The sequence below is a fragment of the Enhydrobacter aerosaccus genome (assembly GCF_900167455.1).
Classification (GTDB): Bacteria; Pseudomonadota; Alphaproteobacteria; order Reyranellales; family Reyranellaceae; genus Reyranella; species Reyranella aerosaccus.
The window spans coordinates 766105-792524 of the sequence record NZ_FUWJ01000002.1; the positions used below are offsets into that span (position 1 = coordinate 766105).

The 26420-nt window shown below is 64.6% G+C and carries 31 protein-coding genes; 12 read left to right on the forward strand and 19 right to left on the reverse strand.

Annotated elements, in window-relative coordinates:
* The first annotated feature begins 2 nt into the window (after positions 1-2).
* Positions 3-521: a cytochrome b gene (locus tag B5D62_RS12885; RefSeq protein WP_085934250.1), complete on the forward strand. Its 519-nt coding sequence runs from the start codon at positions 3-5 to the stop codon at positions 519-521.
* A 17-nt stretch (positions 522-538) separates the two neighbouring features.
* Here B5D62_RS12885 and B5D62_RS12890 read toward each other — a convergent pair whose 3' ends face one another.
* Entirely contained in the window at positions 539-1825 is a 1287-nt protein-coding gene (locus B5D62_RS12890; RefSeq protein WP_085934251.1) for an aspartate aminotransferase family protein, read from the reverse strand.
* A gap of 139 nt (positions 1826-1964) precedes the next feature.
* Between B5D62_RS12890 and B5D62_RS12895 the strand changes: the two genes are divergently transcribed.
* Positions 1965-2633 (forward strand): HAD family hydrolase, encoded by a 669-nt coding sequence (locus B5D62_RS12895; RefSeq protein WP_085934252.1) that lies wholly within the window; start codon positions 1965-1967, stop codon positions 2631-2633.
* A gap of 114 nt (positions 2634-2747) precedes the next feature.
* Here the strand turns inward: B5D62_RS12895 and B5D62_RS12900 are convergent, their stop codons facing one another.
* The gene (locus B5D62_RS12900) at positions 2748-3212 is read right to left on the reverse strand and encodes a DUF3617 domain-containing protein (protein WP_085934253.1); all 465 of its coding nucleotides are present in this window, start codon (positions 3210-3212) and stop codon (positions 2748-2750) included.
* Between the two features lie 72 nt (positions 3213-3284).
* On the reverse strand, positions 3285-3986 hold the full coding sequence (locus tag B5D62_RS12905; RefSeq protein ID WP_085934254.1) for an SDR family NAD(P)-dependent oxidoreductase: 702 nt from the start codon (positions 3984-3986) through the stop codon (positions 3285-3287).
* Between the two features lie 65 nt (positions 3987-4051).
* Between B5D62_RS12905 and B5D62_RS12910 the strand changes: the two genes are divergently transcribed.
* Entirely contained in the window at positions 4052-4726 is a 675-nt protein-coding gene (locus tag B5D62_RS12910; RefSeq protein ID WP_085934255.1) for a DsbA family oxidoreductase, read from the forward strand.
* Here the strand turns inward: B5D62_RS12910 and B5D62_RS12915 are convergent.
* Positions 4723-7821 (reverse strand): AsmA family protein, encoded by a 3099-nt coding sequence (locus B5D62_RS12915; RefSeq protein ID WP_170920914.1) that lies wholly within the window; start codon positions 7819-7821, stop codon positions 4723-4725. The two genes, B5D62_RS12910 and B5D62_RS12915, sit on opposite strands and share 4 nt — an antisense overlap.
* A 236-nt stretch (positions 7822-8057) precedes the next feature.
* Here B5D62_RS12915 and B5D62_RS12920 point away from each other — a divergent pair, with 236 nt between their 5' ends.
* Positions 8058-9629, forward strand: coding sequence for an ABC transporter substrate-binding protein (locus tag B5D62_RS12920; RefSeq protein WP_231714819.1), 1572 nt, complete (start codon positions 8058-8060; stop codon positions 9627-9629).
* Between the two features lie 30 nt (positions 9630-9659).
* Here the strand turns inward: B5D62_RS12920 and B5D62_RS12925 are convergent, their stop codons facing one another.
* Genes B5D62_RS12925 through B5D62_RS12935 form a run of 3 tightly spaced genes read right to left on the reverse strand, consistent with a single transcriptional unit; the run spans position 9660 to position 12770 of the window.
* Positions 9660-10127 carry a YaiI/YqxD family protein gene (locus B5D62_RS12925; protein ID WP_085934258.1) on the reverse strand — a complete coding sequence of 156 codons (468 nt, stop codon included), beginning with the start codon at positions 10125-10127 and terminating at the stop codon, positions 9660-9662.
* 10 nt (positions 10128-10137) lie between these two features.
* Complete coding sequence (locus tag B5D62_RS12930; protein WP_085934259.1) at positions 10138-11241, reverse strand: enolase C-terminal domain-like protein; 1104 nt, start codon at positions 11239-11241, stop codon at positions 10138-10140.
* Positions 11238-12770: a carboxylesterase/lipase family protein gene (locus B5D62_RS12935; RefSeq protein ID WP_085934260.1), complete on the reverse strand. Its 1533-nt coding sequence runs from the start codon at positions 12768-12770 to the stop codon at positions 11238-11240. The genes B5D62_RS12930 and B5D62_RS12935 overlap by 4 nt, the downstream gene beginning before the upstream one ends.
* Before the next feature lie 40 nt (positions 12771-12810).
* Here B5D62_RS12935 and B5D62_RS12940 point away from each other — a divergent pair, with 40 nt between their 5' ends.
* Entirely contained in the window at positions 12811-13536 is a 726-nt protein-coding gene (locus B5D62_RS12940; RefSeq protein WP_085934261.1) for an ABC transporter substrate-binding protein, read from the forward strand.
* Here the strand turns inward: B5D62_RS12940 and B5D62_RS12945 are convergent, their stop codons facing one another.
* Genes B5D62_RS12945 through B5D62_RS12975 form a run of 7 tightly spaced genes read right to left on the reverse strand, consistent with a single transcriptional unit; the run spans position 13537 to position 18464 of the window.
* Positions 13537-14283, reverse strand: coding sequence for an amino acid ABC transporter ATP-binding protein (locus tag B5D62_RS12945; RefSeq protein WP_085934262.1), 747 nt, complete (start codon positions 14281-14283; stop codon positions 13537-13539).
* Positions 14267-14917 (reverse strand): amino acid ABC transporter permease, encoded by a 651-nt coding sequence (locus B5D62_RS12950; protein WP_085934263.1) that lies wholly within the window; start codon positions 14915-14917, stop codon positions 14267-14269. The genes B5D62_RS12945 and B5D62_RS12950 overlap by 17 nt, the downstream gene beginning before the upstream one ends.
* Positions 14914-15597, reverse strand: coding sequence for an amino acid ABC transporter permease (locus tag B5D62_RS12955; protein WP_085934264.1), 684 nt, complete (start codon positions 15595-15597; stop codon positions 14914-14916). Before B5D62_RS12955 ends, B5D62_RS12950 begins: the two co-directional genes overlap by 4 nt.
* A 32-nt stretch (positions 15598-15629) precedes the next feature.
* Positions 15630-16433 (reverse strand): transporter substrate-binding domain-containing protein, encoded by an 804-nt coding sequence (locus tag B5D62_RS12960; protein ID WP_218191047.1) that lies wholly within the window; start codon positions 16431-16433, stop codon positions 15630-15632.
* An 8-nt stretch (positions 16434-16441) separates the two neighbouring features.
* Positions 16442-17233, reverse strand: a complete 792-nt coding sequence (locus B5D62_RS12965) for a transporter substrate-binding domain-containing protein (RefSeq protein WP_085934265.1) — start codon at positions 17231-17233, stop codon at positions 16442-16444.
* A gap of 35 nt (positions 17234-17268) precedes the next feature.
* Positions 17269-17715 carry a ribose 5-phosphate isomerase B gene (gene rpiB, locus B5D62_RS12970; protein WP_085934266.1) on the reverse strand — a complete coding sequence of 149 codons (447 nt, stop codon included), beginning with the start codon at positions 17713-17715 and terminating at the stop codon, positions 17269-17271.
* On the reverse strand, positions 17712-18464 hold the full coding sequence (locus B5D62_RS12975; RefSeq protein WP_085934267.1) for a FadR/GntR family transcriptional regulator: 753 nt from the start codon (positions 18462-18464) through the stop codon (positions 17712-17714). Before B5D62_RS12975 ends, rpiB begins: the two co-directional genes overlap by 4 nt.
* 217 nt (positions 18465-18681) lie before the next feature.
* On the opposite strand from B5D62_RS12975, the gene B5D62_RS12980 reads away from it, so the two are divergent.
* From B5D62_RS12980 to B5D62_RS32880, 3 genes are all read left to right on the forward strand, one after another.
* A complete protein-coding gene (locus B5D62_RS12980) occupies positions 18682-18894 on the forward strand; it encodes a hypothetical protein (RefSeq protein WP_085934268.1) in 213 nt (70 codons plus the stop codon).
* A 104-nt stretch (positions 18895-18998) separates the two neighbouring features.
* On the forward strand, positions 18999-19151 hold the full coding sequence (locus B5D62_RS33350; RefSeq protein ID WP_170920915.1) for a hypothetical protein: 153 nt from the start codon (positions 18999-19001) through the stop codon (positions 19149-19151).
* Between the two features lie 82 nt (positions 19152-19233).
* Entirely contained in the window at positions 19234-19413 is a 180-nt protein-coding gene (locus B5D62_RS32880; RefSeq protein WP_139373862.1) for a hypothetical protein, read from the forward strand.
* On the opposite strand, the gene B5D62_RS12985 is transcribed toward B5D62_RS32880, so the two are convergent.
* From B5D62_RS12985 to B5D62_RS13000, 4 genes are all read right to left on the reverse strand, one after another.
* Positions 19403-20245, reverse strand: coding sequence for a carbohydrate ABC transporter permease (locus tag B5D62_RS12985; protein ID WP_231714820.1), 843 nt, complete (start codon positions 20243-20245; stop codon positions 19403-19405). The two genes, B5D62_RS32880 and B5D62_RS12985, sit on opposite strands and share 11 nt — an antisense overlap.
* A gap of 46 nt (positions 20246-20291) precedes the next feature.
* Positions 20292-21191 (reverse strand): carbohydrate ABC transporter permease, encoded by a 900-nt coding sequence (locus B5D62_RS12990; protein WP_231714821.1) that lies wholly within the window; start codon positions 21189-21191, stop codon positions 20292-20294.
* A 152-nt stretch (positions 21192-21343) separates the two neighbouring features.
* The gene (locus tag B5D62_RS12995) at positions 21344-22672 is read right to left on the reverse strand and encodes an ABC transporter substrate-binding protein (RefSeq protein WP_085934271.1); all 1329 of its coding nucleotides are present in this window, start codon (positions 22670-22672) and stop codon (positions 21344-21346) included.
* A 35-nt stretch (positions 22673-22707) separates the two neighbouring features.
* Entirely contained in the window at positions 22708-23772 is a 1065-nt protein-coding gene (locus B5D62_RS13000) for an ABC transporter ATP-binding protein (protein WP_085934272.1), read from the reverse strand.
* A 206-nt stretch (positions 23773-23978) separates the two neighbouring features.
* Here B5D62_RS13000 and B5D62_RS13005 point away from each other — a divergent pair, with 206 nt between their 5' ends.
* The 4 genes from B5D62_RS13005 (at position 23979) to B5D62_RS13020 (ending at position 26188) form a co-directional block, all read left to right on the forward strand.
* Positions 23979-24377, forward strand: a complete 399-nt coding sequence (locus B5D62_RS13005) for a DoxX family protein (RefSeq protein WP_085934273.1) — start codon at positions 23979-23981, stop codon at positions 24375-24377.
* A gap of 141 nt (positions 24378-24518) precedes the next feature.
* On the forward strand, positions 24519-25484 hold the full coding sequence (locus tag B5D62_RS13010) for a tripartite tricarboxylate transporter substrate binding protein (RefSeq protein ID WP_170920916.1): 966 nt from the start codon (positions 24519-24521) through the stop codon (positions 25482-25484).
* A 9-nt stretch (positions 25485-25493) separates the two neighbouring features.
* Entirely contained in the window at positions 25494-25832 is a 339-nt protein-coding gene (locus B5D62_RS13015) for a Lin0512 family protein (protein WP_085934275.1), read from the forward strand.
* Between the two features lie 11 nt (positions 25833-25843).
* On the forward strand, positions 25844-26188 hold the full coding sequence (locus B5D62_RS13020) for a Lin0512 family protein (RefSeq protein ID WP_085934276.1): 345 nt from the start codon (positions 25844-25846) through the stop codon (positions 26186-26188).
* Here B5D62_RS13020 and B5D62_RS13025 read toward each other — a convergent pair whose 3' ends face one another.
* Positions 26189-26416, reverse strand: a complete 228-nt coding sequence (locus B5D62_RS13025) for a hypothetical protein (RefSeq protein ID WP_085934277.1) — start codon at positions 26414-26416, stop codon at positions 26189-26191. It abuts the gene before it with no gap.
* Positions 26417-26420 lie beyond the last annotated feature (4 nt).

Below are 26420 nucleotides of genomic sequence, written 5' to 3' on the forward strand. Positions count from 1 at the left end.
CCATGATCAAGCCCTTCTCCCTGCTGTCGCGCCTGCTCCATTGGACAATGGCGATCCTGATCCTGGCGATGCTGTTCATCGGCGTGGCCATGGTCTCGTCACTGTCCGACTATCATCGCCTGGTTTCGATCCACAAGCCGCTGGGCATTCTCATCCTGATCCTGGTGGCGGCGCGACTCGCGAACCGGCTCATCAACCCGGCGCCCCCTCTGCCGGCCGGCATGCCGCCGCTGCTGCGCTTCGCCGCACATGCCTCTCACTGGCTGCTTTATGGATTGATGTTTGCCCTGCCTCTGGTCGGATGGGGCATGCTGTCGGCAGCGGGCTATCCGATCGCCCTGATTGGGCCGTTCCACCTGCCAGCGATCCTGCCGCACGACGCGGTGCTCTATGCCGTCCTGAGGCCGCTGCACACGGTGCTGGCCTTCGCCCTCTTCGCGACCTTCCTCGCCCACCTGGGCGCCGCCCTGATGCACGCCGTCGTGTTTCGCGACGGCGTGTTCCAGAGCATGACGCGCTGATCGGTCCTGACGCGGCGTCAGCCCTTCTTCAGTTCGGCGATCGACTCCGCCCAGGCGTTGATCGTGTGATCGATGTCGGCCTGGGTGTGCGCCAGGCTGACATAGTATTTCGACTCGCCCTTCATGATGCCGCGCGCCCGCAGGAGCTGGTTGAAGCGCGTGGCCAGGGCCTTGTCGCCCTTGAGCGTGTCGCGATAGTCGCGCACCGTCTGGTCAGTGAACAGGACGTCGAACAGCGGCGGCTCGCCCACGATCTGCGCCTTGATGCCGGCTTTCTTGAGCAGCCCGTCGAGCGCCGCCATCAGGGTCCGGCCGCTGGCGAAAACCTGTTCGTATGTTCCGGGACGCTTCAGCACCTCGAGCGTGGCCAGACCGGCGACGGCTGCAACCGGATTGCCGGACAGCGTGCCGACCTGGAACAGGAAATCCTCGTCGGCGACGGCCAGCTTGTCGAAATGCGCCATGATGTCGGCACGGCCCGCGATCGCTGCCAGGGCGAAGCCGCCGCCCACGATCTTGCCCAGTGTGCAGAGATCGGGCGTGACGCCGTAATATTCCTGTGCCCCGCCATAGGCGAAGCGGAAGCCGGTGACAACCTCGTCGAAGATCAGCGGAATGCCGTGCTCCTGCGTGATCCGACGCAACGCCTGCAGGAAGCCCGGCGCCGGCGGCAGCAGGCGCTGGAACGGCTCGACGATCACGCCGGCCAGTTCGTCCTTGTGTTCCTTGATCAGGCTCTCCGCCATCTCGACATCATTGAAGGCCGCGATCAGCATCTCGTCCTGGACGCTCTTGGGGATGCCGGCCGAATCGGGAATGGCGCGCGGGAAATTGCCGGGATTGCGGGGCGCCATCGACATCAGGGCGTAGTCGCTCATGCCGTGATAGCCGCCTTCGAACTTCAGGATCTTGTCGCGGCGGCGGAAGGCGCGTGCCGCGCGCATCGCATACAGATCGGCCTCGGTGCCCGAGCAGACGAAGCGCACCTGCTCCGCGCACGGGACGGCGTCGACGATCGCCTCGGCCAGGGCGATGCCGTGCCGGTTGTTGCCGAAGTAGGTGGTTCCAAGCGGCACCTGCGCCTCGACCGCCGCCGTCACCTCGGGATGAGCATGGCCGATGAACATCGGGCCGGAGCCCAGCAGGAAGTCGACATATTCGCGCCCGGCCTCGTCCCAGATGCGTCCACCCTTCCCTTCCTTGAGGACGACCTCCGCCGGCATGTTGCCGAAGGTGCCGCCCGGCAAGACCCGTTTGGCGGCTTGGACGAGATCAGCAACAGGATCGGCGACCTGGACGGACATGGAGCACTCCCACACAGATGAATTGGGTCAATGACTTCAGCTTACTCCGCCGGACGTCCGCGACATCGGCATAATCCCTATGATCGGCCATGAAATTTCCGGCGCTTGCCGATGCCAGCGGGAGCCGTAAAACAGCGCCATGTTCATCCGCCCCGTCAAGGGCGTCCTGTTCGACATGGACGGCCTGCTGATCGATACCGAGGCTGTCTATATCGAGGCGCTGCAGGCCGCCGCGCGCGCCATGGGCCGGGAAATGCCGCTCGCCTTCTGCCATTCCATGATCGGCATTCCTGGTCCGATCTGCGACGGCATGATCAGCGATTTCTATGGTCCCGGCTTCTCCCTGGACGTCTTCAGCACCCATTTCGACGCGCACGCCCGTCGTGCCTTCGAAGCGGGCGTGCCGGTGAAGTCCGGAGCGGTCGAGTTGCTCGACTTTCTCCGCGACCGCGGCCTGCCCTTGGCCATAGCGACTTCCTCGAGCCGGGCGACTGTTGCCAGGCATCTCGGCCGCGCCGGGCTTCTCGATCGCTTCAAGGCGATTGCCACCCGCGACGACGTGATCAGCAGCAAGCCGCATCCCGACGTCTATTTCGAAGCGGCGCGGCAGCTCGGCATACCCGCCGAGAGTTGCATCGCCCTGGAGGATTCGAATGTCGGCCTCGCCGCCGCACACGCGGCCGGTACCATGGCGATCATGGTGCCGGACATCCTGACGCCGACCGACGAGTCACGGGCGAAATGCCTCCATGTCGCTGAGGACCTCGCCTCGGTCCTGCACCTTCTGCGGTCGACGCTCGCACCGTAGCGCCTTCGGAAGGTGAAAGTGTCGCCGTTGCCTGGATTGCCGGCAGTAATCCGGCGATGATCGTCGACCTGTTCGCCTGCGATGGCCTGGAGCCAGCTACGTTCGAGGCCGCACCTACTTCGGCATGTCCTTCATGTTCATCACCTGGCCGCCCGGCATGACGATGTCGCCCGGCTTGCGATCGGCGGGACACGGTCCGAGGTAGGTGAGGTTCGACACCATATGCGCGCCCTCGCTGTCGACCTCGACCTTGATCGCCTTGTCGAAGTCGCCAATCGCCGTGCCGGTCGCGGTCTTGCCGTCGCACGTTCCCTTGAAGGAGTAGCCGCCCGGAACCTTATGGAATTCCTGGCTGCAGCCCGCACGATTCCTGCCCATGGCGGAGAATTGCTTTTCCGTCGCCTCGTCGATGCACATCTGCATCGTCATGGTCTGACCGCCGCCCATGGTCATCGCTTGCTGCCACATGCCCGGCTTGCGATGCGGGGGATCGTCGTCGGCCCTCGCCGACGACATCGCGCCAGCGACGATGAAGCCTGCGCCAAATACGAATGCCATGGTTGCGATGGGATGTTTCATGGACTGTGCTCCTTGCCTGACGATGACAGAGTGCGATTTGGAAGATTCCAGGTCTAGTGACTTCGGTCGAACCTAGAACTTCTCGACCCAGGGCCGGACCTCGACTTCCCAGCTCCAGGCGCTGCGATGTTGCTGCAGAACGGCCCAATAGGTTTCGGCGATCGCATCGGGATCGAGCAGGCTGTCGGGTGCATCCGACGGAACGGGTCTGCTGGCGCTGCGGATGCCACCATCGATCACGAAATGCGCGACGTGGAGTCCTTTGGGCGACAGTTCGCGGGCCATCGATTGCGCGAGACCGCGCAGCGCGAACTTGCCGAGGGCAAAGCTGGCAGAGAGCGGGAAGCCCTTCACACCCGCCGTCGCTCCCGAGAGCAGGATCGCGCCATGCCCGTGCGGCAGCATGCGCCGCGCCGCCTGCTGCGACACGAGAAACGCCCCGAAGGCGCTGACCTCCATCGCCTGCCTGACCTCCTCTGGTGGCAGATCGATCAGTGCGCCGCGAACGCGGGCGCTGGCATTGTAGACGACGACATCGGGGGCGCCGTTCTTCGCTTCGACCGCCTGAAAGAGTGCCGCAACGTCGTTCGCGTCGACGGCGTTGCACTGATGGACGGAGGCTCCCGTTTCGGTCGCCAAGGGTGCGAGCTTGTCCGTCCGACGCGCGGCGAGAGCCACCGTCAGGCCGTTGCGGTGGAACAGGCGTGCCAGCGAGGCGCTCAGACCGGGGCCGGCGCCGACGATCAGGGCAGAGCGGTAGCGGGGCTTTTCCATGGTGCCTCGTTGTTCGGTTGTCGATCCGGGTATAGGTTACAATAAATCAGCGGAAAGGATCTGCCATGGACACGATCGCTGTGGCTGGACGCATCGATGTCATTTCCGACGCCATCTGTCCGTGGTGCTACATCGGCAAGCGGCAGCTCGAACGGGCGCTGACGCTGCTGGAAGAGGAAGACAAGCTCCGCTTCGGCGTGATGTGGCATCCTTACCAGCTCAATCCCGACATGCCGGCCGAGGGCGTCGACCGCGCCACCTATCGCGCCGCCAAGTTCGGCGGTCCGGAGCGTGCGCAGGAGATAGACCAGCGCATCACCGAGACCGCGGCGACAGTCGGCCTCGAATTCCACCTCGAAAAGCTCACCCGTACCCCCAACACGGTCGATGCCCATCGGGTCATCCGCTTCGCGGCGCAACAGGGCCTGCAGGACTCGGTCGTGGAGGCGCTGTTCAAGGCCTATTTCTGCGAAGGCGCCGATATTGGCGATCGTGAGTTGCTGGCCGCCATCGGTGGAACGGGCGGCCTCGATCCGGATGCCGTGTGGAAGATGCTGGCCAGCGACGAGGGCAAGCGCGAGGTGCTGGCCAACGATCAGATGGCCCGCAACGCCGGCATCCAGGGCGTGCCGAGCTTTGCCCTGCAGGGTCACATCCTGTTCTCCGGCGCGGTGCCGGCCGAGGAGATGGCGAAGGCGTTCCGGCGCGCCTGGGAAATCCTCAAGTCGCGCGCTGCCTAGCGCGTCGCTCCGCGGGTCGTGCTCAGGTCGGGTGATGTCAGCGAGCCCTTGACGATCGTGACATAGCGATCGTCACCGCTCTGCAGCGTGACCGTGGTGTCGATCGTATCGTCGGCGAAACTCGCCCGCCCGTTGATATTGGCCACGGCATTGTTGGCGCCACTCACCTTCTGGTCCTGGATGGCCAGGCCGCCGGCACTCAGCGTCATCTGACCGGACGTCGGATTCTCGCGGTCGATGAAGCTCTTCAGGACTTGCGCATCGAAGGCCAGTCCCGAGCTGAAGATGCCGCCGACGCTGGCAGCAAAATGCGCGAAGGCGGTCGATCCCTCCACGACGACGGGATGAAGGTAGCCGCTGACGGTGCCGGCCCCGGATAGCGCATTGCGGATGTCCTGGGATGAAAGCCCCTGACCCGTGATGTGCAGGCCAGTGGCGTCGACCTTGCCTTCGATCGCGATCGAGAAGCCCGATGAGGTCAAGGTATTCTTGCCCATGGTGGCGCGCAGGAACTGGTCGAGCGCCATGCCGCGAAGATCGCCGGCGAGATCGATCGACAGCGCCGGGCCCGACGCATCGATCTTCCCGGCAAAGGCGACGGCGCCGCCATAGAAATCGCCGGTGAGTTTCGACAGCGTCGTCACGCCGTTGCTCAGCACGGCATCGATGGAAGCATGCCCGATCTCGAGCGAGGCCAGCGTCATCGTTTCGGCTTCGAGGGTCAGCTTGGCGTCGAAGGCGCGCAACGCCGTCAGATCGATCGGCTGCTGCGTCGTCGGGCTTGGGGTCGGCGCCGGATTGCCTTCGACCGGCGCGACATGGGCGATGGACTTCGGATCGATGCCCAGCCACCGATCGACTTTCAGCACACCCGGGATCTTGAGATCTGCCACGATCTTGAGATGGGCATCGAGCGTCGCGTCGAGCCGGCCATTCATGCGGCTGCCGCGGGCACGGAGCTCGCCGTTGAAGCTGGCCTTGTCCGCCGTGCCCTTCAGGCTGCCGGTTGCCCGGATATAGCCGACGCCCGACATGGCGCGGCCGCTCGCGACGGATACCAGCGGGCCGGCATCCTTGGTGTGAAGGAAGAAGCTCTGAAAATCGTAGGCAATGGGTTGCGTGAAGGTCAGCGTTCCGGAAACGCGGCTTTCCGCATCCAGGAAGTTCATCGCCACGTCGCGCACCGTCACCGCGGAAAAGGTTCCGGCGACGGCGCCGCTTGCCGTCAACGGGCCGATCTTGCCGTTGAGGAACCGCGGCAACCGGACATAGTCGAGCAGCCGGTCGGCGTCGGATGCGGCAATGTCGAAGCCAAGATCGAACTTGGGCACGCTGCCGAAATCCTGAACTGTGCCGTGCAAGCCGAGCCTCGCCCCCACCACATCGGCGATCTTGAAGCCGGCGAGCTGCATCAGATTGCCCTGCAGCGTCGCGTCGCCCTGCACGTCCTTCAGGGTCTGGCCGCGGAAGTCGAGACTGCCGACCTTCAGCTTCAGCCCGATCTTAGCGGCGTTCGGATCGGGCGCACCGGAAACCGCGTTCGCGGTCGTCGCCTCCGGCTTTGGCAGATAGGAGTCGAGATCGAAGCGATCCATCTCGGCATGAAGCGTCGCCGCCAAGGGCATCTTGAGGAACACCGTCCCGCCAATGGTGCCGCTGGTTCCATCGAGGGCGAAGCGACCGTCGGTGATCTGCAGACTGCCGCGGGCGCTGGCCACCTTGCCGTCGATCTTCAGCGTCTGCAGCAGGGCCCGGGACACGCCGCTCATATCGACCTCGAGCCAGCCAAGCGTCTGGCGCAGGTGATAACCGACCAGGCCGAAGCGACCGCTCGCGGTATCGACGTCGATCGTCATATCGCCCGGCAGTCGCGCCTTGAACCGCGGCAAGCTGGCCACGCCCTTCTTGATGTCGAGGACCAGGGACAAATCCCGGATGGCGTCCCGTCGATAGGTGGCTTCGGCGACATCGATCGTGAGATCGGCATCCATCTCCGACCAGGGCGAGGTGGCGGGCTTGGGAGCACCGGCCACCGCCGCCTTGACCGCGGCCGGCGCGAAATCGATCGGGCGTTCCAGGATCGCGAGCCACTTGTCGATATCGAGACGCGACAGCGAGAGCCGGCCGGAGAGGCTGCGCGACGGCGCCAGCCCCAACACGAGGGACCCGGTCGCCGCATCCTGCCCCATGCGCATGTCGAATGTGTTAGCCGCGATCTGCGCCGCCGAAACGACGACGTCTCCCTCGAACGAGAACCGGCCAGCGCCCGAGGTATCGAAATCGGGCGCCGTTCCTCCCAGGGCGCTCCAGACGGCGTCGACGAAATCGCTCAGCAGTCCCGTCTCGACCGAGAGATGGCCGCGCGCCGTCCCTTCCGGCGTCACGGCATCGAGCGTGCCCTTGAAGTCGAGCTTTCCGCTCGATACTTCCAGCGAAAGCTCGGCGGCATGGCCCTTCGCCGTCGCTTCGCCGACGCTGGCGGCGAGCTTGAGCGGGATGCCGTTCACCGTGGCGCGGCCATCGATCTCGAACGGTCCTTGGAACGAGGTCACCGATGCCGTGGCGTTCACCTCCTCGGCGGCGATGGTCTTCTCGTTGCGCGGGTTCCGGTAGGTGATGGTACCGTTCACGATCGCCAGCCGACCGATTGCCAGATGCATGCCCTTGCTCGGGGCTCCCGCCGCCTGTGTCGACCCGCCGCCAGGATCGAATTGCCAATTGGGCTTGCCGTTGGCGTCCGTTTCCAGAGCGATCGTCGGGCGGTAGAGCGTCAGCGTCCCGACCTCGATCCGGCCCTGCAACAAGGCCCACCAGGAAGGTGTCACCGCGACCCAGCGCACGTCGATCATCTGCGCGCCCTGAGCGCCGACGGCGTTGGAGAAGTGCACGCGTCCGGCGCCGATGCCCGGAACCGGGAAGACCGACAGCTTCATCGGTCCGTCGATCACCAGTTCACGCCCGGTGGCGGCCCGCACGGCCTCGATCATCGCTGGCTTGTAGGCTTCGACGTCGATTAGACGCGGCAGCAATGCCAGCGTGGCCGCGATCGCCGCCACAACGCCGACAGCAACGGAAATCTTCCAGCGCAAACGCATCGACGACTCTCGCCCAACTCCACCGGATCGGCCCGGACCATACGACGGCCGCTGCGGACAGGGCATCAATCCAAAGAGTGACCGGGCCTGTCGGCGGCCTTTATCATCGTACAATCAAGGCGTCTTCCCGCACAACGAAACCTCCAATCCACGCCACTGTGTTAGGCTCCAGGGCAAGACGCTGCGGCTCGACACGCGGCGCGAATGGGAAGGAAACGACAATGCGGCCACTGATCATGTTGGGCAGCCTGCTGGCTGCCCTTGTCTGCGCCAGTCCGGTCTTCGCCCAAAAGAGCGGCGGCATCCTGAAGATGTATCACCGCGACAATCCGCCGAGCGCCTCGATCCACGAGGAGGCGACCAACTCGACTGTCGTTCCCTTCATGGCCGTGTTCAACAATCTGGTCCTTTACGATCAGTCGAAGCCGCAGAACAGCCCCGACGACATCGTCCCCGATCTCGCCGACTCCTGGAGCTGGAGCGCCGACGGCAAGGACCTGACGTTCAAGCTGCATCCGGGCGTGAAGTGGCACGATGGCCAGCCCTTCACGGCCGAGGACGTCGTCTGCACGCTCAACCTGCTGACCGGAAAGGGCGAGGACAAGCTGCGCCGCAATCCGCGCCTGACCTGGTACACCAACGTCGACAGCACGAGCACCAATGGCGACCTCGAGGTGACGATCCATCTCAAGCGGCCGCAGCCGTCGTTCCTGTCCCTGCTGGCCTCCGGATACTCGCCCATATACCCCTGCCATATCCCCTCGGCGCAGATGCGCACCAAGCCGATCGGGACGGGTCCCTTCAAGTTCGTCGAGTTCAAGCAGAACGAGGGCATCAAGCTCACCCGCAATCCCGATTACTGGAAGAAGGGACGCCCCTATCTCGATGGCATCGAGTTCACCATCGTGCCGAACCGAGCCACGGCCATCCTGAGCTTCGTCTCGGGTCGCTTCGACATCACCTTCCCGTGGGAAGTGACGATCCCCTTGCTCAAGGACGTCAAGACGCAGGCGCCCAACGCCGTCTGCCAGACGACGTCGATGAACAACAGCACCAACCTCATCATCAATCGCGACGCGCCGCCGTTCGACAATCCCGAGCTGCGGCAGGCCCTGTCGCTGGCGATCGACCGCAAGGCCTTCGTCGACATCATCAACCAGGGCGATGCGCAGCTCGGCGGCGTGATGCAGCCGCCCACCGACGGCGTCTGGGGCCTGCCGGCCGACATACTGGCCACCATTCCCGGCTACGGCCCCGATGTCGCCGCCAATCGAGAGAAGGCGCGGGCGCTGCTGAAGAAGGCGGGCTACGGGCCGGACAAGCCGATGAAGCTCAAGATCGCCACCCGTGGCATCTCGCTCTACAAGGACCCGGCCGTGATCCTTGCCAGCCAGCTCAAGGAGGTCGGGATCGACGCCGACGTCGATATCATCGAGACCTCCCAGTGGTACCCCAAGATCGCGCGCAAGCAGTACTCGGTCGGGCTGAATACGACCGGCAACGGCGTCGACGACCCCGACCAGAACTACTTCGAGAACTTCTCCTGCAAGTCGGAGCGCAACTACACAGGTTACTGCAATCCCGAGATCGAGACGTTGATGGAGCAGCAGTCGGCGGAGACCGACAAGGACAAGCGCCGCAAGCTGGTCAACGAAATCGACCGCAAGCTGCTCGAGGACAATGCACGACCCATGATCATGTGGAACCGCGCCGCCATCTGCATGCAGCCCTACGTCAAGGGCTATGTCGCACAGGTGAACAGCGTCTATAACGGCTTCCGCTTCGAGGACGTGTGGCTGGACAAGTGATGCCGTTGGGCGGCCCCAACACCCGATCCTTCAGGCGCTGAGACGGCGCCTGAGCTTGTTGACGGCCTCGTCCAGGCTCGACAGGAAACGCGACCGATCCCGGCCAGTCATGGGTTTCGGTCCGCCCGTCATCTCACCCATCGCGCGCAGGTTGGCCAGTAGCTCGCGATTGGCCATCGCCATGCCGATCGACGACGGCGTGAAGGGTACGCCGGTCGAGCCGATCGCCATCGCGCCCTTCTTGAGGCTGCGATCGGCGAGGGGAATGTCGGCAGTGACGACGATATCGCTCGCTCCGATGCGTTCGACGATCCAGTCGTCGGCGGCATCGAAGCCGTCGCTGACCACCACCCGCTCGATGCGGGGATCGCGCGGTACATTGATGAAGGTGTTGGCAACGACATAGACCTTGAGACCGTACCGTTCGGCGACGCGATAGATTTCCGCCTTCACCGGACAGGCGTCGGCATCGACGTAGATCGAGATCGATGTCGTCATGCCGATGGGATCACGCCAGCACCGCGATCTTCTTCCGCTCGATCAGCTTCGTGTCGATGGCGGCTCCCAGGCCCGGGCCGTTGGGGACATGCACTAGGCCGTCGCGACCGACCACGATGTCCTGCTCCAACCCGTATTTCTGGGCCGCGTCCGGCAGCAGGACCTCGAAGAATGTCGTGTTCCGGATCGCGGCGATGACGTGCAGGTTGGCGACGTTGTTCAGCGAATTGCCGCCATGATGGACTTCGTAGTTCATGCGGAAGGCCTCGGCGAGATGCGCCGTCTTCACCAGCGTGGTGATGCCGCCCTTGACCGCGACGTCGCCGCGCAGGAAGTCGGTCGCCTGATGCATGAGCCAGGGTTGATAGGACTCGAGCCCGGAGATCGGATATTCGGTGGCGAGGATCGGGATCGAGAGCTGCTGCTTCAGCTTCACGTAGTTGTAGATGTCCTGGTCGTGCAGCGGATCCTCGTACCAGAAGAAATCCAGCTCCTCGGCTGCCTTGCCGACGCGGACCGCGGCCGGATAGTCGTAGGCCCAGGTCGAATCGAGCATAATCGTGTAGTCGCCGACGGCGTTGCGCACCGCCTCGCAAACCTTGATGTCGGTCTGCCACTGCGTCGGCGGATGGATCTTGTAGGCGGCCCAGCCCTGCTCCTTGTACTCGACCGCTTGCTCGGCATAGGCCTCCGGCGAAGACAGAACGGCCGAACTCGCGTAGGCGGGAACCGACTCGCGATAGGTGCCGAGCAGGCGATGGATCGGCTGGCCCATGACCTTGCCGACCAGATCCCACAGCGCGACATCGACGGCACCGATGGCGCGAACGCCGGCGACGCGCTGCTTGCGCCAGAGGTCGGCCACGATGGCCTCGCGCTGCAGCGGATTGCGGCCGAGCAGCACCGGCTTCAGATGCGTGATGAGCCCCTGCCCGTCCGTCGTCGCGGAATTCGACGCCGAGCCGAGAAAGGCATTGCCCTCGACGCCGTGGTCGGTGCGCAGGCTCAGCAGGCCGAGCGCACTCGAGCCGGCAAAGCGACTGTGCAGCCCGTATTGCGTCGGCGGAATGTCGTCCCAGGCGAACAGAGTCAAGGAAACGTCAGTGATCTTCATGCGCCCTCCCAGACCTTTCTTTCCGTTGCATAGGGATCGCTTTCGACCCGGCACTCGGTGTCGAAGATCATCGTCGGCCGATCCGAGGTCGAATAGGCCGGCCAATCCGGCAAACCGCCATGGCCAGGTCGGCCTGTCCGCGCGAAGGCGATCCATGCCCGCGCCATGCGCTCGCCGAGCGCAAGACGGGCGGGATCGTCACCGGTCAGCGCTGCTGACGGAAGATTGTTGAAGACGAAGGGAATCTCGAGCGTGTGGCACGAGCGCAGCCGGCCGCCCAGCACCGGCGTTTCCCAGGCGAACAGATAGACGAACACGTCGCTCTTCTGGGCGAGCTTGCGCTCGGCGATGGCGAGGGAGAGGCTTCTCACGCCGAGATCGCCGACGATGGCGAGGCCGATGCGGTCGGCGCTCAGCTCGGGCTGGGCCTCCCGATAGGTCGCGATCACCTCGCCGGCACGCGCGCCGAGATACGGCGTCATCGCCTCGGTCAGATTGTCGAAGGTGGCCTCGACGACCCATGGCAGGTGACCCAGGAACAGCGCCATCTCGTCCTTGTTGGTCCCGATCATCAGCGGCACATGCGCGGAAACCGCCGGTGCCGATGGCGCAAACGGGCCACCAGGGAAGATCGCGCCGTCGATCACTGGGTTGAAGCCTAGCCGGCGGCGGTCGGCGAAGGAGGCGCGGCCGACCGTCGACTGCACCGCATTCTGCGCCTCGAGGATCTGCTCGGCCGGCAGCGTCCGCAGCTTGTCGGCGTCGTTTGGCGCCAGGCCAAGCGCATCCAGCACTTGTCGCGCGGTCTTCGTTCCGTCCTCGCGATTGGCCATCTGCAGCGCCGGCCCGCTCTGGATGATGGCCTTGTGAAAGAGACCCTTGGCCGAAGGCATCGCCATCAGGACGCTGACCTTCGCCCCGCCGCCGGACTCGCCGAAGATCGTGACGTTGCCGGGATCGCCGCCGAAGGCAGCGATATTGTCGCGCACCCATTCGAGAGCGGCGACGATGTCCTGCATGCCGACGGTGCCCGCCCCGGCAAAGGCCTCTCCCGCCAGATCCTCCAGATGGAGATAGCCCAGCGCGCCCAATCGATGGTTGATCGAAACCACGACCACGTCATCGAGGCGGCAAAGATTGGCGCCGTCGGACCACGGCGAGGATCCCGACCCGGTGATGAAGGCGCCGCCATGGCACCAGAACAGAACCGGCCGCTTCGTGCCGTCGAGGCCCGAGGTCCAGACGTTGAGATAGAGGCAATCCTCCGCCGTCGGCTCCCGGCCGCCCAAGGTGAACAGCTCGAGCAGATCCGGCGGCAGGTCGAACACATTCTCCGCCTGGATGGCCCGGTTGCCGTAAGACGTTGCCTCGCGCACGCCGGACCACGGCGCGACCTTCTGCGGCGCCCTCCAACGCAAGGCATCCACGGGCGGCGCGGCATAGGGAATGCCTTTGAACATGATGACGCCACGGTCACGAACGCCGCACAAGCGGCCGCTCGCGGTTTCGACGATACAGCCGTCCGCCATGCGCATTTCTCCTGAAGCAGTCTCAGTATAAGCTCAGCGGATGAACGACAAAGCAAAAGCCGAACTGGCCCCGACCGGCGTTCTGCGTGCCGGTATCAATCTCTCCAACTTCCTGCTGGTCACCGGACGCAGCGCCAATGGCGATCCGGAAGGCGTATCGCCCGACATGGCGCGCGCGATCGCCGATCGCCTGGGCGTTCCGGTGAAGTACGTCACCTTCAAGTCGCCGGGGGAACTCGCCGACAAGGTCGACGACGATGTCTGGGACATCGGCAATATCGGCGCCGAGCCGCAGCGCGCGGCGAAGATCGCCTTTACCGCCGCCTATTGCGAGATCGAGGCGACCTATCTGGTCCCGGCCGGCTCGCCCATCCAATCCATCGCCGATGTCGATCGCAAGGGCGTGCGCATCGTCACCTCGGCGCGCTCCGCCTACGGGCTGTGGCTCGAGAACAACATCAAGCAGGCGACTCTCATTCAGGCCCCCGGTCTGGACGGCGCCCTCAACAAGTTCATCGACGACAAGCTCGACGTGCTGGCGGGTCTTCGTCCCGGTCTCCTCAAGGATATCGAGAAGCTGCCGGGTGCCCGCATCCTCGATGGCAAGTTCAGCGCCGTGCAGCAGGCGGTCGGTACGCCCAAGCGCAATACCGCAGCGGCCGAGTTCCTTGCCGCGTTCGTGGAGGACGCCAAGAAATCGGGGCTGGTCGCGAGCTTCATCGAGAAGCACAAGGTGAAAGGCCTGTCGGTCGCGCCGCTGGCCTGATCACAGCTCGCTGCGCACGAACTGCCGGAACTCCGGCGTGCGCGGTGCGGCGAACAGCTCCTCGGTCGGACCGATCTCCCACACCTTGCCTTTGTGCATGAAGACGACGAGATCGGCGACCCTGCGGGCAAATCCCATCTCGTGCGTCACGGTGATCATGGTCATGCCGCGACGCGCCAGATCTTCCATGACGCCCAGCACTTCCGCCGTGAGCTCGGGATCGAGCGCCGATGTCACCTCGTCGAACAGCATGACCTGTGGCTGAAGGGCCAGCGAACGGGCGATCGCGACACGCTGCTGCTGGCCGCCGGAAAGCTGCTCGGGATAGGAGGCTGTCTTGTCGGTGAGGCCGACCAGTCCCAGCACGTCCGCCGCCCGCTTCCTGGCTTCTTCCTTCGACTGCTTCTTCACCAGCGTCAGCGCCAGGGTGATGTTGCGTTCGACCGTGAGATGCGGAAACAGATTGTAGCTCTGGAACACCATGCCGACATCGCGGCGCAACTGCGCGCGGGCGGCACTGCCGGGCGTGCCGACGGCGTGCCCGCATACGGCGATCGTCCCGCCCTGTATCGTTTCGAGGCCCGCAATACAGCGCAGCAAGGTGCTCTTGCCCGACCCCGAACGGCCGACGATGGCGACCGTCTGGCCGCGTGCCACATCGAAGCTGATGCCGTCCAGGACACGCAGCGGCCCGAATTCCTTGATCACGCCGGCGATGCGAACGACGGCATCAGTTTCTTCCGGCATGAGCCTTCCTCTCGAGATGGCGACTGGCGAGCGACAGCGGATAGCACAGCGCGAAATAGATGGCGGCCACAGCGCAGAAGATCGTGAACGGCTCGAAGGTCGAGTTGTTGACGATCTGGCCGGCCCGCGCGAGCTCGACGAAGCCGATCACCGAGGCGAGTGAGGTGTTCTTCACGATCTGCACCATGAAGCCCACGGTCGGCGGGATCGCCACCCGCAACGCCTGCGGCAGCACGACGTAAGTGTATTGCTGGAAGCGATTGAGGCCGAGGCAGTCCGATGCCTCCCACTGGGTGCGCGGCACCGCCTCGATGCAGCCGCGCCAGATCTCGCCCAGGAACGCCGCGGCATAGACGGTAAGCGCAAGTCCAGCCGCCACCAGCGGGATCAACTTGTAGCCCAGGATGCCGAGGCCGAAGTACGACAGGAACAGCACGATCAGCAGCGGCGTGCCCTGGACGATCTGGATGTAGACCGTCGCCAGCGCCCTGGCGAGCCGCGACCGCGACACGCGCATCAGCGCGATCGGCAGGCCCACGACCGTGCCGCCCACGAAAGCGATCAGCGACAGCAGCACGGTCCATTGGGCCGCCGTGACGAGATAGAGGAAATGGTTGACGCTGAGCTGGGTCACAGGGCCGTCCCCAGCCGGCGCTTGCGCTCGAACAGTACGAGCGCCAACAGCCAGAACGCCAAGCGGTACAGCGCCGACAGCGCGAGATAGACGACGGCGACGACGATATAGACTTCGAAGCTGCGATAGGTGTCCGACTGCACGAGGTTGGCCGTGGCGGTCAGCTCCTCCGCCGAGATCTGCGACGTGATCGAGGAGGCCAGCATCAGCAGCACGGCCTGGCTCGACAGGGCGGGATAGACCCGTTCCATCGCCGGCAGCAGCACGACATGGATAATCGCCTGCAGCCTGGTCAGTCCCAGACAGTCGGCCGCCTCGAGTTGCGTGCGCTGGATCGACTGGAGTCCGGCCCGCATGATCTCCGTCGTATAGGCACCCATGTTGACCACCAGCGCGATCACGGCCGAAACCTCGGCCGACAGCTTGAGGCCGAGGCTGGAGAGGCCGAAATAGACGATGAAGATCTGGACCAGAAGCGGCGTGTTGCGAATCAGCTCGACATAGCCACCGACGAGCCGGCGCAGGACGGCGCCGCCGTAAACACGACAGAGGGCGCAGATCGTGCCGACCGCGAAGCCGAGCGCGATCGACACGACGGTGAGCTGCACGGTCAGCCAGGCGCCGGCAACGAAGGCCGGCCACTTCTCGGCGAGGAACGAGAAGTCGAAGTCGTACGACATGGCCTATCCAGCGGGAACCGACGGAACGAACCTCATCCGCCGACCTTCAGGAGCTGATCCGGCTGGATGTCCACGCCGTGATACTGTTTGTAGATCGCTCCGAGCTTGCCATTCTTCAGGTTGGCGCGGACCCAATCGTCGACCCATGCCTTGAGCTGCGGCTCGTTCTTGCGCATGCCGATCGCCAGATAGAAGGTCTGCATGGTGATCTTGGGTTCGACGGCGCGGGCCGGATTCTTCCGGCTGATCGCCGGCAGAAGCGAGCGTGCGGTGGCCAGGATATCGACCTGGCCCGAGGCGACCGCCAGCGCCATGGTCGCATCGTCTTCGTAGCGCACGAGTTGCGCGCCCTTGGCCTGCTGCGTCAGATCGGTGTCCTGGGTGGTGCCGCGCACGACCGCCACCTTCTTCCCGTCGAGGTCGGACATCTGCTTGATCGGCAGCGACTTCAAGGCCGCCACGACCGACGGATGGTCCGCATAAGGCACCGAGAAATCGACGACCTTGGCGCGGTCCGGCGTGATCGACAGGGTCGAGACCACGAGATCCGCCTTGTGCGTCTGCAGGAGCGGGATGCGGGTCGGTCCCGTCGCGGTCACGATCTCGAGCTCGACGCCGAGATCCTTGGCCAGCAGCCGCGCCAGATCGACATCCGAGCCGACGGGCTGCATCTTGTCGTCGGTCATGCCGAAAGGCGGGATGGCGAGATCGATCGCGATCCTGACCTTGCCGGCTTTGCGGATGTCTTCCAGCGTGTCGGCCCGGGCCACGGCCATTGCCGACAGCAATCCCAGCAGGACCAGTGCGCACAGGCGCAGCGGTGACGTCTTCTTCACGGCGGCACCTATTGCTTGGTGATGACGTCGGGAAGATCGCTGCCGTGATACTTCTTGTAGATCTCGTTGAGATGGCCGTTCTTGAGGTTGGCCAGGATCCACTTGTTCACTTCCTCGAGCAGGCGGGTCTCGCCCTTCCTGACCCCGACCGCGAGCTTGAAGCTGTCGAGCACGAACTTCACCTCGACCTCGCGCGCCGGGTTCTTCTTGGCGATCGGCGCCACCAGCAGTTCGGCCGTGGAGAAGATGTCGACCTGGCCGCTGAGAAACGCCTGCGCCTCCGTGGCGTCGTCCTCATAGCGCACCAGCTTCATCCCCTTGGGGCCCTCCTTGGTGAGCTGCGTGTCGTGCGTCGTGCCGCGGACGGTGCCGACCGTCTTGCCGTCGAGATCGGCCATGCTCTTGAGGGCGATCGACTTGGGAGCGGCGATGACCGTCCGCAGGACCGCGTATCCCAAGGAGAAATCGATCACCTTGGCGCGTTCCGGCGTGATCGACAGGGTCGAGATCACGAGATCGGCCTTGCCCGTCTGCAACGCAGGAATGCGCGACGCGCCGGTGGTCGGCACATGCTCGAACTCGAGTCCCCAGTCCTTGGCGAGAGCGCGGGCGGTGTCGATGTCGGACCCGGTCGGCTGCATCTTGTCGTCGGTCATGCCATACGGAGGCACGCCGAGATCGACGGCAATACGGATCTTGCCGGCCTTCTTGATGTCATCGAGCTGATCGGCGGCAGCAATCCCGTTGACGCCGACGATCGCCGCCAACGAAAGGACGATCCCCATCACATAGCGCTTCATCGTTTCCTCCGGTCATTTATGGGCTTCTTGTTGAACTAGCGGCCCGCATCCATGTCGGCGAGCTTTGCCACGCGACGGCGGAACTCCTCGGCCGTCGAGAATTTTGCGTCGAGGTAGGCGGCGAGCAGGTCCTTCGCGAGCCATGGGCCGACGATCTGCGCGCCGATGCACATCACGTTGACGTCATCGTGCTCGACGCATTGGTGGGCGGAGTGCACGTCGTGGCACACCGCGGCGCGGATGCCTTTCATCTTGTTGGCGCCGATCGAGGCGCCGACGCCGGTGCCGCAGACCATCAGGCCGCGCTCGGCCTGGCCGGAGGTGATGGCCGCCGCCACCTTGCGGGCGATGTCGGGAAAGTCGACGGGCGCTGGATCGTATGAGCCGACATCGATCACGTCGTGACCCTGCTCGCGCAGAAACGCCAGCAACTCCCCCTTCATCGGGAACCCGGCGTGATCCGATCCGACGACGATCTTCATGGGCGTTTCTTTCCCTGGGGCTTGTAGTGCGAGATCAGATTGCGGCGGCGCAGGTCGTCGCCGATGGCGAAGTGTTCGCGCAACCGTCGGTCCGCGGCGTCGGGATCGCGCTGGGCCAGCGACAGGAACACCTGGCGATGCGCTTCGACGAGGCCCGACGTGATCGCCGGTTCGCGGAAGGTGTCGCGCCGGCGCTCGACATGGCTGCGCATCAGAAGCGGCGAGATCGCCTCGTAGATCTTCATCAGGGCGGCGCTGCCGGCCGCCCGCACGATGGCGAGATGAAAGGCGTAATCGGCCTCACCGCCGCGCTCGGGATCGTCGAGCGAGTCCACCAGCCGATCGAGGGTCGAGGCGATCGCCTGGAGATCGCGTTCGCTGGCGCGATCGCAGGCGAGCCGGATGGCCTGGCATTCGATCGCGATCCGCGCCTGCAGGACGTCGTCGAGGATATTGGGTTCGGGCGCGAGGCACAGGGTGAGCGCCTGTCCCAGCACCGAGGCATCGGCGCTGCGCACAAAGGCGCCGCGACCGTGCTGGATGTCGAGGAGCCCCAGCATGGCGAGGGACCGCAGGGCTTCGCGCAGCACCGGCCGGCTCACACCCAGCGCCAGCGCAAGCTCGCGCTCCGCCAGCAACCGGTCTCCGGCCTTCAGCTCTCCCGACAGCAGCCTGTCGCGGAAGAACGTGAAGACGCGCGCCGCGCCGCCAACCGTCTCCTCCCCCTCTTGCCGGACGATATCGAGCATTTGCCCTCGCGGTCAGTCCGTGGTCAGACCACTGTAGCGGGCCGGAGCAGTCCGTCAATGCATCGACCGGCACTCCGGGCCATGCCGGTGCCGCAACGCAAAAGACAGGAAATTGGGCGAATTCGAGGACGGTTCCCCTCGGCGCCGTGAATTTCGCAGCCAACCTTCACCAAGTCGCTTGCGTTGAAGGCCAACACAAATCGGAGGTTCGAAGCCAATGGCGCGCGACGTACGCGACATGCCAAGAGGATTGATTGCGCCGCTTTCCCAACTGCAGCTCGCTCTGCTTCGCAGCATCGCCGACGGATATGTGCTCGCTCTGCCCGACGAGCACCGTGCGCGGTTGCTGCATCTGGAACTCGTGCGACCCACGGAGAGTGGCCTGGTCGTTACGGAACTCGGCCGCGAGCGCCTCGTCTCCGACCGGTGACGGTACAACCGATATGGGCCCTTCCATCAGCAACCCTCCGTCCGAACCGAACGTTTTTTCGCGACAGGTGCCATCCCGGCAGCTGCCATCAGGAGAGGAGAGTCATGGACCAGTCCAAGAACAATCCGCAGCAGAAGCGGGAACAGCAACAGCGCCAGCAACAGCAGCGCGAACAGCAAAATCGCCAGGGCAGCCAGCAGCCGGCGCAGAAGCCCCAGAATGAAAGCGCCGGCAAGGCCGATCAGGACGAATGCTAGGCCACGGCTACGGGCGTGCGGGGCGGCTCCCGCACGCCTCCTCGGCCGGATTGCCGGGGCAGCGAATTCGAAGGAGCGCCGAATGAACGACGTGCCCGAGAAGCCCAAGCCCGTGCCCGTCGCACCGCCGACACCCGGCAAGACAGATCCGATCCCGCCGGAAATGCCGCCTGTAAATCCGACCTCTCCGGAAGACGTGCCGCCGGCGCCGGTCCATCCACCGGGGCCACCAGGGCCGGTCGCTTCCCGGGCTACTCCTTGACCGCGCCGGTCAGGGACGAGACGTAATAGTCGACGAAGAACGAATAGAAGATCGCGACGGGCAGCGAGCCCAGCAGCGATCCGGCCATCAACGATCCCCACTGATAGACGTCGCCCGACACCAGCTCGGTCAGGATCGCCACCGAGACCGTCTTCTTTTCGCTGCTCTGGATGAAGGCGAGCGCGTAGATGAACTCGTTCCAGGACAGCGTGAAGGAGAAGATGCCGGCCGAGATCAGGCCTGGCACCGCCAGCGGCAGCGTGATGCGGCGCAGGATCTGCAGGCGCGTCGCACCGTCGATCAGCGCGCACTCCTCGAGTTCGTAGGGAATCGACTTGAAGTAGCCGATCAGCAGCCAGGTGCTGAACGGCACCAGGAATGTCGGATAGGTCAGGATCAGGGCCAGCGGCGAATCGAACAGGCCGAACTGGTTGATGGTGGTGGCCAGTGGAATGAACAGGATCGACGGCGGCACCAGATAAGCGAGATAAATGCCGAGACCGACATACTGGCTGCCCTTGAAGCGCAGCCGCTGGATCGCGTAGGCCGCCAGCACGCTGGAGAAGATCGAGAGCGTGGTCGAGGCGATGGCGACGCCCATCGTGACCATCAGCCAGTGCGGATAGCTGGTCTCGAACAACAGGTGCTTGATGTGCTGGAGGGTCGGGCTGCCGATCAGGAACGGATTGAAGTGCTTGTAGTCGTAGAGCTCGCTGTTCGGCTTGAACGACGTCACCGCCATCCAATAGAACGGGAACAGCAGCACGACCACGAACAGCATCAGCGGCAGGTAGATGGTCACGAACCGCCGCGTCCGGCTGTCCCAGGCCATCTGGTCGGGCGCGACCGCCGCCTTCGATGCGCTCTCGACGGTGGTGTCAGTCATCGCCTTCCCCCTGCTGCCACTTGCGGCGCGACAGCGCGAAATAGCTGAACAAGGTCGCCCCCACCAGGAACGGGATCATCGCAACCGCGATCGCCGCCCCCTCGCCCAGCTCGCCGCCGGAGATGCCGCGCTGGAACGCCAGCGTCGCCATCAGATGGGTCGAGTTCAGCGGCCCGCCGCGCGTGATCGCGTAGACGAGCTGGAAGTCGGTGAAGGTAAAGATGATCGAGAAGGTCATGACGATCGCGAGGATCGGCATCAGGAGCGGAAAGGTGATGTAGCGGAAGCGCTGCCATGGCGAGGAGCCGTCGAGCAGCGCCGCTTCGTACAGCGAGGGCGAGATGGTCTGCAGGCCCGCGAGCAGCGAGATCGCCACGAACGGGATGCCGCGCCAGATGTTGGCGGCGATCAGCGACCAGCGCGCCGGCCATGTCGTGCTCAGGAAGTCGAAGGGTCTGGAGCGGATGTGCAGGATATCGACGGCGAGATACGAGAAGACTGAGAACTGCGGATCGTACAGCCACCAGAAGGCGAGCGCCGACAGCACGGTCGGCACGATCCACGGCAGCAGGATGACGGCGCGCAGCAGGCTCTTGAAGGGAATGTGGTTGTTCAGCAGCAGCGCCAGCCACAGGCCGAGCGCGAACTTCCCGAACGTCGCCACGCCGGTATAGAAGACGCTGTAGAAGACCGCGCTCCAGAACTGCGGATCGTCGAGCAGATACTCGAAGTTCTCCAGGCCGATGAACTGGCCGGCGCGGCCGATCTTGGTGTCGGTGAAAGACAGCCAGATACCGAGCCCGAGCGGATAGGTCAGGAAGACCAGCAGCAGCCCGAGCGCCGGCAGCAGGCATACGAAGACCAGGAACGGCTTGTAGTCGAACAGCTTCATGAGCCAGTTCGGCTGCGGCTTCGCGCGCGCCCAGTCGGTCATCGTGGCGACGGTCATGTCTCCTCCCCTGCCGGGGGCGCGCCACTCCAGTGGCGCGTCTCGTTATGATCGAAGGAAAAGACGCGTCACTGGAGTGACGCGCCCCCAGCTCCTTAGCGGTAGTAACGCTTGCTGCGGCGTTCGGCTTCCTTCGCCGCCGCCTCGGGCGTCGCCTGGCCGGACGCCACCGAGGCGAACATCTGGACCAGGATGTATTCCGCCTGGACGGTGCCCGCGGCCTGCGTGATCGGGCCCTTATAACCGGTCCAGTACTGGTTCTTCATGGTATCGCGGTAGATCGCGATCTTGGGATCGCTCTCCCATACCTTGCTCTTGTCGTAGGCCGCCAGCGGATGCGACCAGTAGCCGAGGCAGCCGGTCAGCCATGGATCGTACTGCTCCGCCTCCATCATGTAGGCGAGATAGGCCTTGGCCGCATTCGGGTACTTCGAGTGCTTGAAGACCATGCTGTTCAGGATCGTGCCCGACATCGGCGCGGTCTTGGCGACGCCCTTCACGAGCGGCGCGTGCTCGGTGTCGGCGGCGATCGCCTTGGTGGCGGGATCGTTCTTCAGCGAGAAGTAGAGCGACACGCCGTTCGCGGTCAGGAACAGCTCGCCCGACGAATAGGCGCGGTTGTTGCTGATGTCGTTCCACGACATCGTCCCCGACACGAAGTTGGGATAGAGCTCCTTGACGTAGTTGATGGCCGCCAGCGTTTCCTTGCTGTTGATGATGACCTTGCCGTCCTCGTCGACCAGAGCGCCGCCATGAGCCCACAGCATCCAGTTCGCGAAGCCGTTGGCGTCGCCGACGGCATTGCCGAGCGCGAAGCCCGCGGGCTTGTTGATCTTCTTGAGGGCCTGGCAGAGCTTCAGGAATCCCGGCAGGTCGTCGGGCACCTTGTCGAAGCCGGCCTCCTTGATCGCCGAACTGCGATAGACGAGCGGGCCGCCCGAACCGCCCATCGGCAGGCCGATCCAGTTGTTGGTCTTCGCCTTCTTGCCGTACTTCTCGCCCAGGAACAGCCAGCCGCCGTACTTCTTGCCGAGATATTCGGCGACATCGCTGAGCTCGATCACCTTGTCGGAGTAGATGTGCGGATCCTCCGCCCAGCCGATCACGATATCGGGACCGGCGCCGGTATTGGCCGAGACGGCGGCCTGCTGACGGATGTCTTCCCAGCCGACCAGGTCGACCTTGACCTCGACGCCGAACTCCTTGGCGAACTTGGCGCTGTTGGCGCGGAAGATCACCTCGTCCGGCTCCACGAAGCGGGCGGGACGGATCAGCTTGAGGCTGGCGCCCTTCTCGATATCCCACTTCGGCCGCGCGACATCGGCGGTGGGAATGGTTTGCGCGGCCGCCGTTCGCGCGAGCGCCAGTGCCGCCGCCGAGGCGCCGAGTGCCAGGGCCTCACGCCTGCGGATGATATAGACCATACTGCTTCCTCCTCTTAACTCGACTTCTTGTTGTCTTAGAGCCTGCGACCCGATTGCTGGTCGAACAGATGGACGAGCGACGGGTCCGGCATCACCGGCAGGATCTCGCCAGGCTTGGCCGTCACGCGTTCACGGAAGGCGCCGATCACCGACTGGCCGCCGATCTTCATCATCACCTGCGTCTCCGAGCCGGTCGGCTCGACGACCTGGACGGTCGCGGGAATGCCGTTGCCGTCAAGCCGGAGATGCTCGGGCCGCACGCCATAGACGGCGGGACCTTCCTTCGCACCAATCCCGCCGTTCGGGCCGTTGGTCGGCAGCGGCCAGGTCGTGCCGTCATCCATGCGCAGCACGCCGCCTGTCACCGTCCCCTTGACCATGTTCATGGCCGGCGAGCCGATGAAGCCGGCGACGAAGAGATTGGCCGGCCGGTCGTAGAGATCGAGCGGCTGGCCGATCTGCTCGATGTTGCCGCCGTTCATGACCACGATCTTGTCGGCCATCGTCATCGCCTCGATCTGATCGTGGGTGACGTACACGGTCGTCACCTTGAGCCGCTGATGCAGTTCCTTGATCTCGGCGCGCATCTGCACGCGCAGCTTGGCATCGAGATTGGACAGCGGCTCGTCGAACAGGAACACTTGGGGATTGCGCACGATGGCGCGGCCCATGGCGACGCGCTGGCGCTGACCGCCCGAGAGCTGGCGCGGATAGCGCTGCAGGAGCTGCTCGAGGCCGAGGATCTTGGCGGCGCGCCCGACTTCCTGCTCCATGACCGCCTTCGGCGCCTTCGCCAGGGTGAGCGAGAAGGCCATGTTGTCGAACACGGTCATGTGCGGATAGAGCGCGTAGTTCTGGAACACCATCGCGATGTCGCGATCCTTGGGCGGCACCGTGTTCACGACCTTGCCGCCGATGGCGATCTCGCCGGAGGTGATGTTCTCCAGGCCCGCCAGCATGCGCAGCAGGGTGGACTTGCCGCAGCCGGACGGCCCGACCAGCACCACGAACTCACCGTCAGCCATATCGACGCTTACGCCGTGCAACACTTCGAGCGGCCCGAATGCCTTGCGCACGTCACGGATTTCAACCGTCGCCATTACTCCTCCCACTCTACGCGTAGCAGCTTCGCCGCTTCGACCTCACCGGCTCTTGGTGGCCGGTTCGTTGCGCGGATCATAGCAAACGTCAGTGGGACTGCGAGCGGTTACTGACGCAACTGTGACCGGGTTACCCTCCCGTTCGCTTGTCGAAAAATGCTGTCGCGGCCAAAATGGCGACAACCACCAACGGGAGATCTCTTTCCATGGACAACTCGACCCTCGCGACGACCTGGGCTCCGCGCCTTCTCAGCATCCTCCGAATCATGTCGGGCCTGCTGCTGCTGGAGCACGGCACAGGCAAGCTTCTGCACTTCCCGACCGGAGTCGTGCCGGCAACATTCAATGTCATGTCGATGCCCGGCTACGCCGGCATCATCGAGCTCGTGTGCGGCATTCTTCTGGTGCTGGGCCTGTTCACGCGTCCGGCCGCGTTCATCGCCTCGGGCATGGCCGCCGTCGGCTATTTCCTGGTCCATGCACCGATGGGCTTCTTCCCGGTGCTCAATCACGGCGAGACGATCGCGCTCTATTGCTTCGTCTTCCTCTACATCTTCGCCGCCGGCCCAGGCCCCTGGAGCATCGACGCCGCGCGCAGGAAGTAGCGCTTAACCGCTCTCCTCCGACACGCTAAGGAGTGATGGGGTGGCGATCGCATAGTTGCGATTGCCACTCCCTCACAAAGTCTGGAAAGCGTTCGGGAGGATGGTGTGTCTCAGTCAATTCGTTTGCCCCGGCAAGGTCGTTTGCCTCGGCGTCGGTTTGCAACCCTGGCAGGCCTCGCCGCCGTGGCGGCGCCGTTACTCGCGCGCGGCGAGTCGCGCTGGAAGCCCGAAAAGCCCATCACCATCTACAATCCTTTCGCCGCCGGCGGCGTGACGGATGTTCATGTCCGCCTGCTGGGCGAGAGCGTGTCCCGGATCTTCGGCCAGCAGGTCATCGTCGATGTGAAGCCCGGCGCCGCCGGGACGCTGGCGCCGGCCATGCTGCTGAATGCCAAGCCCGACGGCTATCAGCTCGCCGTCATGAGCATCAACAGCCTGCGCTACCCGCACTATCAGAAGACCAATTGGGATCCGCTCAAGGACTTCACCTATATCTGCGGATTGTCGGCCTACACGATGGGCATCGTCGTGCGCAGCGACTCGCCGTGGAAGACCATCGACGACATGATCGCCGCCGGCAAGAAGGAGCCGGAGAAGTACAACTACGGCACCAGCGGTACGGGCGGGACCGGCCAGCTCATGATGATCGAGGTCGAGCAGAAGACCGGCGCCAGGTTCACGACCGTGCCCTACAAGGGCGGCGCCGAATGGATGCAGGCCCTGATGAGCGGCCAGGTCGATTTCATTGCCGATGCCGCGCAATGGGCACCGTTCGTCGACGACGGCAAGTGCCGCGTGCTCGCTTTCGCGACCGAGGCGCGCATTCCGAAATACAAGGATACGCCGACCCTGATCGAGCGCGGCATCGACGTCGTGGGGCAGAGCCCGTACGGCCTGGTCGGGCCGAAGAACATGCCTCCCGAGATCGTGGAGTCCCTCTATGCGGCCTTCAGGCAGGCGATGGCGGAGCCGAAGGTGAACGAATATCTCGACAAGTTCATCCAGCTGCCGTGGTACAAGACTCCGGCCGAGTATCGGGCCTTCGCCGAGAAGTACTATGTCGAGGTGAAGCCGCTGCTGATCAAAGCGGGACTCGCCAAGGAGTAGGAGGCGATCATGGCGCTCAAGCGCGTGGCTCTCGAAATCGGGATGGGCACGGACATTCGCGGCGGCGATTACACCAAGGCCGCGGTTCGCGCCCTGCGCGACGCGCTGTGGCACAATTCGCTGACTGTCGCCTCTGCCGTCGGCAAGTCGAGCGACGACATGCAGGTCGAGGTGCTGATCGGCGTGCCGCACCCCGAGCAGGTGGACAAGGCCGAGGTGCTGAAGGTGCTGCCGCACGGCACCGGCACCGTGAAGGTGGTCGAAGGCGGTCTCGAGATCGCCAACGAGGCCGGCACCGACAAGACCGTCATCGCGCAGGCCGCCGCCGTCGTGCGGCTCGATCTCTGAGGAGTCCAGCCATGGCCCAGAAGCGCGTGATCCTCGAACTCGGCACCGGCAACGATCTGCATGGCGGCGACTACACCAAGGCCGCGTTGCGCGCGGTGCAGGATGCCCTGCATCACAGCTCGCTCACCATGATCCGCACCCTCAAGGTCGATCCTCGGACCGGCATGTTCGTCGATGTCACGATCGGCGTGCAGCAACCCGACAAGGTCGATCTCGAGAAGGTGCGGGCGTCGCTGCCCTACGGCATCGTCACGGTGAAGGCGGTGAAAGGCGGACTCGACGTGCCCGATCCCGAAGGCAACGACATTGCCGTCATCGCCAGCGCCGCGGTCGCGGTCCGGCTGGAGCTTCCGTAGTCAGCGTCCCCGGCGGACCTGACCAACAGCCACCAGCCCCAGGCCCACCACGATGGCGGCAATCCCGGCGATCGTCGGGATCGGGACGGTCTTCTCCTCGTCCGCGGTCACCTTGAGCGGGCCGGCATCGACGACGGTCTTCTGTTGCGTGAACGAGATGTTCTGGACGACCAGCCCGGCGATGCCGAGCCCGATCAGGACAATGCCGACAATGGCGAGCGATCTCATGCCA

Bases quoted from the DNA above. Each gene is read 5' to 3' on its own strand.
- B5D62_RS13020 (WP_085934276.1), top strand. From the start codon at position 25,844: ATGGCCCAGAAGCGCGTGATCCTCGAACTCGGCACCGGCAACGATCTG.
- B5D62_RS32880 (WP_139373862.1), top strand. From the start codon at position 19,234: ATGAACGACGTGCCCGAGAAGCCCAAGCCCGTGCCCGTCGCACCGCCG.
- B5D62_RS13015 (WP_085934275.1), top strand. From the start codon at position 25,494: ATGGCGCTCAAGCGCGTGGCTCTCGAAATCGGGATGGGCACGGACATT.
- rpiB (WP_085934266.1), bottom strand. From the start codon at position 17,715: ATGAAGATCGTCGTCGGATCGGATCACGCCGGGTTCCCGATGAAGGGG.
- B5D62_RS12955 (WP_085934264.1), bottom strand. From the start codon at position 15,597: ATGTCGTACGACTTCGACTTCTCGTTCCTCGCCGAGAAGTGGCCGGCC.
- B5D62_RS12975 (WP_085934267.1), bottom strand. From the start codon at position 18,464: ATGCTCGATATCGTCCGGCAAGAGGGGGAGGAGACGGTTGGCGGCGCG.
- B5D62_RS12930 (WP_085934259.1), bottom strand. From the start codon at position 11,241: ATGAAGATCACTGACGTTTCCTTGACTCTGTTCGCCTGGGACGACATT.
- B5D62_RS12905 (WP_085934254.1), bottom strand. From the start codon at position 3,986: ATGGAAAAGCCCCGCTACCGCTCTGCCCTGATCGTCGGCGCCGGCCCC.
- B5D62_RS12990 (WP_231714821.1), bottom strand. From the start codon at position 21,191: ATGAAGCTGTTCGACTACAAGCCGTTCCTGGTCTTCGTATGCCTGCTG.
- B5D62_RS12900 (WP_085934253.1), bottom strand. From the start codon at position 3,212: ATGAAACATCCCATCGCAACCATGGCATTCGTATTTGGCGCAGGCTTC.
- B5D62_RS12885 (WP_085934250.1), top strand. From the start codon at position 3: ATGATCAAGCCCTTCTCCCTGCTGTCGCGCCTGCTCCATTGGACAATG.
- B5D62_RS12925 (WP_085934258.1), bottom strand. From the start codon at position 10,127: ATGACGACATCGATCTCGATCTACGTCGATGCCGACGCCTGTCCGGTG.
- B5D62_RS12920 (WP_231714819.1), top strand. From the start codon at position 8,058: ATGTTGGGCAGCCTGCTGGCTGCCCTTGTCTGCGCCAGTCCGGTCTTC.
- B5D62_RS12935 (WP_085934260.1), bottom strand. From the start codon at position 12,770: ATGGCGGACGGCTGTATCGTCGAAACCGCGAGCGGCCGCTTGTGCGGC.
- B5D62_RS33350 (WP_170920915.1), top strand. From the start codon at position 18,999: ATGGACCAGTCCAAGAACAATCCGCAGCAGAAGCGGGAACAGCAACAG.
- B5D62_RS13005 (WP_085934273.1), top strand. From the start codon at position 23,979: ATGGACAACTCGACCCTCGCGACGACCTGGGCTCCGCGCCTTCTCAGC.
- B5D62_RS12980 (WP_085934268.1), top strand. From the start codon at position 18,682: ATGGCGCGCGACGTACGCGACATGCCAAGAGGATTGATTGCGCCGCTT.
- B5D62_RS13000 (WP_085934272.1), bottom strand. From the start codon at position 23,772: ATGGCGACGGTTGAAATCCGTGACGTGCGCAAGGCATTCGGGCCGCTC.
- B5D62_RS12890 (WP_085934251.1), bottom strand. From the start codon at position 1,825: ATGTCCGTCCAGGTCGCCGATCCTGTTGCTGATCTCGTCCAAGCCGCC.
- B5D62_RS12985 (WP_231714820.1), bottom strand. From the start codon at position 20,245: ATGGCCTGGGACAGCCGGACGCGGCGGTTCGTGACCATCTACCTGCCG.
- B5D62_RS12895 (WP_085934252.1), top strand. From the start codon at position 1,965: ATGTTCATCCGCCCCGTCAAGGGCGTCCTGTTCGACATGGACGGCCTG.
- B5D62_RS12915 (WP_170920914.1), bottom strand. From the start codon at position 7,821: ATGCGTTTGCGCTGGAAGATTTCCGTTGCTGTCGGCGTTGTGGCGGCG.
- B5D62_RS12910 (WP_085934255.1), top strand. From the start codon at position 4,052: ATGGACACGATCGCTGTGGCTGGACGCATCGATGTCATTTCCGACGCC.
- B5D62_RS12945 (WP_085934262.1), bottom strand. From the start codon at position 14,283: ATGCCGGAAGAAACTGATGCCGTCGTTCGCATCGCCGGCGTGATCAAG.
- B5D62_RS12940 (WP_085934261.1), top strand. From the start codon at position 12,811: ATGAACGACAAAGCAAAAGCCGAACTGGCCCCGACCGGCGTTCTGCGT.
- B5D62_RS13025 (WP_085934277.1), bottom strand. From the start codon at position 26,416: ATGAGATCGCTCGCCATTGTCGGCATTGTCCTGATCGGGCTCGGCATC.
- B5D62_RS12965 (WP_085934265.1), bottom strand. From the start codon at position 17,233: ATGAAGCGCTATGTGATGGGGATCGTCCTTTCGTTGGCGGCGATCGTC.
- B5D62_RS12995 (WP_085934271.1), bottom strand. From the start codon at position 22,672: ATGGTCTATATCATCCGCAGGCGTGAGGCCCTGGCACTCGGCGCCTCG.